At 62.6% G+C, this 7159-nt stretch carries 8 protein-coding genes; 5 read left to right on the forward strand and 3 right to left on the reverse strand.

What is annotated here, in order from left to right:
- Positions 1-564: cation diffusion facilitator family transporter (locus tag R3217_09815; protein MDX1455741.1), on the reverse strand; the 564-nt coding region annotated here is incomplete at its 3' end.
- Between the two features lie 98 nt (positions 565-662).
- Entirely contained in the window at positions 663-1211 is a 549-nt protein-coding gene (gene ppa / locus R3217_09820; protein ID MDX1455742.1) for an inorganic diphosphatase, read from the reverse strand.
- 244 nt (positions 1212-1455) lie between these two features.
- On the opposite strand from ppa, the gene R3217_09825 reads away from it, so the two are divergent.
- The 5 genes from R3217_09825 (at position 1456) to R3217_09845 (ending at position 6553) form a co-directional block, all read left to right on the forward strand.
- The gene (locus R3217_09825; GenBank protein MDX1455743.1) at positions 1456-3456 is read left to right on the forward strand and encodes a sodium-translocating pyrophosphatase; all 2001 of its coding nucleotides are present in this window, start codon (positions 1456-1458) and stop codon (positions 3454-3456) included.
- Positions 3457-3582: 126 nt separating this feature from the next.
- Positions 3583-4224 (forward strand): glutathione S-transferase family protein, encoded by a 642-nt coding sequence (locus tag R3217_09830; protein ID MDX1455744.1) that lies wholly within the window; start codon positions 3583-3585, stop codon positions 4222-4224.
- A complete protein-coding gene (locus tag R3217_09835; protein MDX1455745.1) occupies positions 4211-5044 on the forward strand; it encodes a methylated-DNA--[protein]-cysteine S-methyltransferase in 834 nt (277 codons plus the stop codon). Before R3217_09830 ends, R3217_09835 begins: the two co-directional genes overlap by 14 nt.
- A gap of 51 nt (positions 5045-5095) precedes the next feature.
- Positions 5096-5317: a hypothetical protein gene (locus R3217_09840; GenBank protein MDX1455746.1), complete on the forward strand. Its 222-nt coding sequence runs from the start codon at positions 5096-5098 to the stop codon at positions 5315-5317.
- 9 nt (positions 5318-5326) lie between these two features.
- Positions 5327-6553 carry a TIGR03862 family flavoprotein gene (locus R3217_09845; protein ID MDX1455747.1) on the forward strand — a complete coding sequence of 409 codons (1227 nt, stop codon included), beginning with the start codon at positions 5327-5329 and terminating at the stop codon, positions 6551-6553.
- Here R3217_09845 and R3217_09850 read toward each other — a convergent pair.
- Positions 6544-7159 (reverse strand): GNAT family N-acetyltransferase (locus R3217_09850; protein ID MDX1455748.1); only part of this gene is annotated, 616 nt, incomplete at its 5' end. The genes R3217_09845 and R3217_09850 overlap by 10 nt on opposite strands.

Genomic DNA, 7159 nt, shown 5'->3' on the forward strand with positions numbered 1-7159 from the left:
CGCCGCGATGAACAGCGACAGGATCGGGTCGATCAGCGTCCAGCCGCTGAACATGATCACGGCGCCGGATGCCAGCGCGGCGACAGAGCCGAGCAGGTCGCCCATGACATGCAGCAGGGCACCGCGGGTGTTGATGGTCTTTTCGCCACGGTGAATCAGCCAGAAGACCATGACATTCACCAGCAAGCCGATGCCCGCGACGACCAGCACCATCCCGCCTTTCACGTCCGGCGGATCCTGCAGGCGCTGGATGGCAGAAAACGCAATGCCGCCCACGATCAGCATCATGAAGGTGGCGTTGATCATCGCCGCGACAACTTCCGCACGCCCCAGGCCGAAGGAATGCTTTTCGTTGGCAGGCGCCTCGGACATGCGCGCTGCCAGTGCTGCCAGTCCCAGCGACAACGAGTCGGTCAGCATGTGACCTGCATCGCCCATCAGCGCCAGCGAGTTGGCAAACCAGCCGGTGACGGCCTCCACGCCGGCAAAGAACAGCGTGAACAGCAAGGCCGTACCGAGGTGCTTCGAGCTGCGGTCGACGTGGGTATGGTCGTGTTCGTACATGGAGTCAGTGTAGCGGGGGAGCGCCTGTAAAAGAAAACAGGTAAAAGAAAACGGCCGCCCATCGGGCGGCCGTTGCGTACTCGGTGAAGCGGCTGGACTCAGAAGTGCGGCTTGTTCGGTTCGTCGTCAAAGCGCTTGACGCTGTCTTCGATCTCGGCGCGGGCTTCGTCGACGTCGCCCCAACCCTCGATCTTGACCCACTTGCCCTTCTCGAGATCCTTGTAGTGCTCGAAAAAGTGCGAAATGCGGTCCAGGGTCAGCGGGTTCAGGTCGGAAATCGACCGGATGTCCTTGTAGGCCGGGAAGACCTTGTCGTGCGGCACGGCGATCAGCTTGGCGTCGCCGCCGGATTCGTCGGTCATCTTCAGCACGCCGACCGGGCGGCAGCGAATGACCGAACCCGGCTGCAGGCCGACCGGCATGACGACCAGCACGTCGACCGGGTCGCCGTCGTCACACAGGGTGTGCGGCACGTAGCCGTAGTTGCATGGATAGTGCATCGGCGTGGTCAGCACGCGGTCGACAAACAGCGCGCCGGAGTCCTTGTCGACTTCGTACTTGACGGGTTCGCTGTTCATCGGGATTTCGATGATCACATTGATGTCGTTCGGCAGGTCTTTGCCGCGGGTAACGTCTTCCAGGCTCATGCGTTGTTGCTCCAGGGGGATTGTTACGGGGAGTTCTTGATTTCAAGGGCGCGCATTATACGGGCTTTTGGCGGCAAAATCAGGGGCGTTCGCGGGCTTTTTCGCCGTTAGAGCGCCTGTCTATGCAAGCTCCGGGCCATCGGGCTAGACTCGACGGCGGGCAGGGCGCCGTAACCGCAGGGGAGTGCGGCCGGCGGCCGCGAAAGCCCTCAGCATTCAAGCACTCAAAACAAAAGGGGATGTCATGACTATCGAGTGGATACCACTGGTACTCGGCGCTGCCGGCCTGCTGGCCGCACTGGTCGTGTACGGCATGGTCAAGAGTTATTCCGGCGGTGACGGCAAGGTGGCCGAGATCGCGGAAGCCATTCATGTTGGCGCGATGGTGTTCATGCGCCGCGAGTATTCCATCCTGGCGGGCTTCGTCGTCATCGTGACCATCGGCCTGTACCTCGGTTTCGGTCACTGGCACACGCCGCTTGCCTTCGTGGTCGGTGCGCTGGCCTCTGGCATTGCCGGCTATATCGGGATGTACACCGCCACGCGCGCCAACGTGCGCACCACGATGGCCGCCAATGCGGGCAATCCGGCAGATGCCCTGACGGTTGCCTTTTTCGGTGGCTCGATCATGGGCCTCGCGGTGGCCTCGATGGGCCTGCTGGGTCTCGGCGCCCTCTATATCCTGTTCGGCGCCGAGCACGCCGAGGCCATCCATGGCTTCGGCATGGGCGCCTCGTCCGTGGCACTGTTCTCGCGTGTCGGTGGCGGCATCTTCACCAAGTCAGCTGACGTCGGCGCCGACCTGGTCGGCAAGGTCGAAGCCGGCATCCCGGAAGACGACCCGCGCAACCCGGCTGTGATCGCCGACAACGTGGGCGACAACGTCGGTGACGTGGCTGGCATGGGTTCCGACATCTTCGAGTCGTATTGCGGTTCGATGATCGCCACCATCGCGATTGCTGCCACGCTCGGCGCAGCGCAGGTGGCAAACCTGGCCGGAGCACGTGAAACGCTGATGTTCCTGCCGCTGGCACTGGCCTCGACCGGCCTGATCTGTTCCATTCTCGGCATCCTGCTGGTGAAGATCTATTCCTCCAAGTCGCCGGAAGTCGCCCTGCGCTTCGGCACCATTGGCGCCACTGTCCTGTTCATGATCGCGGCCTGGTTCCTGGTCGCTCAGCAGGGTGTTTCGCCCATGGTCTGGGGCTGCGTGCTGTCGGGTGCGCTTGGCGGCATCATCATCGGCCTGGTCACCGAGTACTACACCGGTGGTCGTCCGGTCCGTGAAATAGCCCGATCGGGTGAAACCGGCCCGGCCACGGTGATGATCTCGGGCCTGGCCATCGGCATGCGCTCGACCATCATCCCGGTGCTGGTCATTGCCGGCATCATCTTCGTCTCCAGCGAGCTGGCCGGCCTTTACGGCGTTGGCGTGGCGGCGGTCGGCATGTTGTCGACGGTCGGCATCACCATGGCCATTGACGCCTACGGTCCGGTCGCCGACAACGCCGGCGGCATTGCCGAGATGGCGGGCCTCGGCGAGGAGACGCGCAAGATCACGGACGGTCTCGATGAGGTGGGCAACACCACCGCAGCGATCGGCAAGGGCTTCGCCATCGGTGCGGCCGGCCTGGCGGCGCTGGCGATCATCGCGGCGTTCATCGAAACGGTGAAGTTGCACAACCCGGCCTTTTCGCTGGAAATCGGCGAGCCGATCGTACTGATGGGCATGTTCCTCGGCGGCATCTTCCCGTTCGCGGTTTCTGCCATCACCATGCAGGCGGTGGGTGATGCGGCCTTCGACATGATCAACGAAGTCCGCCGCCAGTTCCGCGAAATTCCCGGCCTGATGGAAGGCACGGCCGAACCGGACAGCGCTCGCTGCGTGGATATCGCCACCCAGGCATCTCTCAAGAAGATGATCCTGCCCGGCGTGCTCGCCGTGGGCTCACCGGTGGTGGTCGGTTTCGGGCTTGGCCCCGAGGCGCTCGGCGGCATGCTGGGCGGCGCGCTGATCGGCTGCGTGCTGATGGCGCTGACCATGGCCAATGCCGGCGGTGCCTGGGACAACGCCAAGAAGTATGTCGAAAAGGGCAACCACGGCGGCAAGGGTTCGGACGTTCACAAGGCCTGCGTGGTCGGTGACACCGTGGGTGACCCGTTCAAGGACACCTCGGGCCCGGCGATGAACATCCTCATCAACGTGATGGCGATCGTATCGCTGGTGATCGCACCGCTGCTTTGAGGTCCACTGCCTTGCGGAAAAGCCCGCCTTTCGGCGGGCTTTTTCTTTTTCAGCGCAAGAATCCGGAAGAACGCGCCACGCATGCCGCGCATGCTCTGCACATCCGAACAACACAGGAGTGCAGTCATGTTGATCCTGCATGATTACCTGCCGTCGCAGAATGCCTGGAAGGTTCGCCAGCTGCTGGCGTTGCTGGAAATCGAGTACGAGCAACGCCCGGTCAGCATTTTCGAAGGCGAAGGGCAGACCCCCGGCTTCCTGGCAAAGAATCCGGTCGGCGCCGTGCCAGTCCTCGAACTGGAGGATGGTCGCTGCCTGCCGGAATCGAATGCCATTCTCTGGTACCTGGCGGACGGCAGCGATTACTTGCCGACCGACGCATGGCAACGTGCACAAGTGCAGCGCTGGCTGTATTTCGAGGAGGATGTCGTCCAGAACGGGGTGGCGGCATACCGCCACTGGAGCCTGACCGGCAAGCTGGCCCGGCGCAGTGCGGAGGCCATTGCCGGAAAGGCGGCTGCCAGCCAGAAGGCGCTGGGCATTCTCGATCACGCGCTGGAAAGCGACGCCTTCCTGGTCGATTCCCGGTATACCATTGCGGATATCAGCCTGGTCGCCTACATCGGCTTCCTGGAAGGCACGGACCTTTCGCTGGAGGGTTTTCCAAACGTGATGCGCTGGATCGAGACCATTCGCCATCAGCCCGGTTTCCTTGCCGAGACGCACCCCTATTCAAGCGACCCGCATTCTGCCAATGAGCTCCCGTAACCCTCACATCGACTGGCCACGCACCCTGCAGGCTGCCTGCAGGATCATCGAACGCAGCGATCCCATGCCGACGCTGGATGCGCTTGCCGCAGAGCTCGGTGTCGGCGCATCCGAATTGCAACGGCAATTCACTCGACGACTGGGCGCAAGTCCCAAGGCCTATGGCCAGGCGCTGCAATTGCATCGCCTGGCACGGGCAGCGGGTGGCAGCAAGGCCATCGATGCCGTTCTCGATGCCGGCTTTTCGTCGGTTGCGGCTGCGTATGACCGCGCGACAACCCGACTCGGCGCAGCACCCGCGAGGTTCAGGGGTGACATCTCGATCGACTGGTGGCTCGGCCTTTCCGAGCTGGGCTGGATGTTGATGGCAGCGACCGAGAAAGGAATCTGCTGGTTGTCATTCGGTGACCGGCCCGGCGAGCTGCTTGAAGAGATGCGCGCGGCATTCCCGAAGGCGAGCTTCGGTGATGGCGAGCAGCGCTTGCGTGACTGGTTCGATGCCGTGCGCGACTTCATCCTGCTGCCGGAGGAGGCCCTGTGCCTGCCGGTGGATATCCAGGGCACGGCGTTCCAGGCCAGCGTCTGGAAAGCCTTGCAGAAAATCCCGCTGGGAGAGAAGCGCAGCTACTCGCAACTCGCTAAGGACCTGGGCAAGCCGAATGCAACGCGCGCCGTGGCCTCGGCCTGTGCGCGCAACAGGATTGCACTGTTGATTCCCTGCCATCGGGTGGTCGGCAAGGACGGCAGCCTTGCCGGTTACCGCTGGGGCGTGGAACGGAAGCGCGAGCTGCTTGAACGCGAAACAATGATCGAACAATGAGAAAGGTCGGGTGTTAACCTAGGTGCTTCGATAATCGCATGGGGATGACAAATGCAATTGCTGGTCGTGATGCTGTTGTGGGCCATCGTGCTGGTACTGAGCTGGCCGCTGGCACTGGTCATGCTGGTGCTCTGGCCGATCTTCTGGCTGCTGTCCATCCCGTTCCGGATTTTCGGCGTGCTGATGGAAGCGATGCTCGCTTTCGTGCGCGCCATCCTGTTCCTGCCGGCCCGCATGCTGGGCGAACGGGATGACTCCGCGCCACGGCGGTAAACCGCTGACATGTCCGATCCTGTTGTTGTCATAGGAGGCGGTCCGGCCGGCCTGATGGCTGCCGAAGTCATAGCCGACGCCGGTCACGCCGTCAGGCTTTTCGATGCCATGCCGTCGGTCGGACGCAAGTTCCTGCTGGCCGGTGTGGGCGGCATGAACATCACCCATTCCGAATCACTCGATCCCTTCCTCGATCGCTACCTGCCGCGCTCGCCCTTGCTGGCAGCCATGGTGCGCGATTTCGATAACGAGGCCATGCGAGGCTGGATACACGATCTCGGAGTCGAAACCTTTGTCGGTTCGTCTGGCCGCGTGTTTCCTCGCGAAATGAAAGCCGCACCCTTGTTGCGAGCCTGGTTGTCGCGACTTCGTGCGGTCGGTGTCGACATCCATACCCGGCATCGCTGGACCGGATGGAATGACAAGGGTCAGCTCACATTCGAAAACCGACATGAGTCCATTGAGATTCAACCGGCAGCGACGGTGCTGGCGCTGGGCGGTGCCAGCTGGCCGCGACTGGGGTCGGATGGCAGCTGGGTGCCCTGGCTGCTGGCAAGGGATGTGGATGTCAGTGCACTGAAGCCGAGCAACTCGGGATTCGAATGCAACTGGAGCGATGTGCACAAGGCGCGCTTTGCCGGCCAGCCCGTCAAGAACATCGGCATGCGCTTGCAGGGCGAAGAGGATTTCCTTGCGGGCGAATTCCTGCTGACCGAATGGGGGTTGGAGGGCAACGTGGTCTATGCCCTGTCGGCGGCCATCCGTGACCGGTTGCTGGCTGACCCGGCAAGAAGGGCAACCATCGAAATCGACCTGCTGCCGAACATGACGGCGGATGCAATTGTTGCGCGCTGGAACAAGGCGGCCGGCAAGCGCTCGGTGTCCGAACGCCTGCGACGCAGCCTGAACCTGGGCCCGGAGAAAGTGTCGCTGTTGCGCGAGGCGGGCGTCGATCCTGCGCAGCTGGACGGGGAGGCGCTTGCCGCAAAGCTGAAATGCCTGCCGCTGATATTGACCGGCATGCGGCCCATTGCCGAGGCGATCAGCTCCGCGGGCGGCGTCAGTCTCGATGCCGTCGATGACTTCCTGCAATTGAAAGCGATGCCCGGCGTGTTCTGCGCGGGCGAAATGCTGGACTGGGAAGCGCCAACGGGTGGCTACCTGCTGACCGCCTGTTTTGCCACGGGCCGACGCGCCGGGCAGGGCGTGGCCAGCTACCTGTCGAATCAGTCCTGAAGCTGATTGCCGTGCCCGTCGAAGGCACGGATGTCGATGCCCGCTGCCAGTGACCCGGGGAAGTCGCCTGACCCAAGACGCCAGTGCATGGAATCGTCGACAAGGCCTTCGCTGTCCGTCATCGACTTCTCTTCGATCTTAAGCAGTTTGAATCCCAGCTTTTCCGCAATGCGGATGCTGGCGGTATTGCGAGGGCTGCAATGCAGGTCGACGTGATCCACCTTGCAATGCACGAAGGCGGCTTTAATCAGCATGGCGGCGGCTTCGGTGGCCAGGCCCCTGCCAATGGTTTCCTTGTCCAGCAGGTAACCGACCTCGCGTGAATTGCCGCCGCTGCGCGTTGACAGGATCATCTCGCCGATCAGGATGCCGCCACGATCCAGCAATGCATAGCGATAGTCGTCGTTATCCGTGAAACGGAGGCTGTCTTTCCGGAGACGCTCCCGGGTCTGCTCCAGCGAACGAGGCTCGTCCGCCATCCAGGGGATGAAGGGCCGGAGATGGTCATTGTTGCGATCCAGCAGTGCACGGAATGCTTCCGCATCTTCAGGCGACCAGCACCTGGCAGTCAGTCGATCACTTTCAATTCTGTAGGGCGAGTAAGGC

This window comes from Gammaproteobacteria bacterium (assembly GCA_033720895.1).
Lineage (GTDB): Bacteria > Pseudomonadota > Gammaproteobacteria > Natronospirales > JAJUFS01 > JAWWBS01.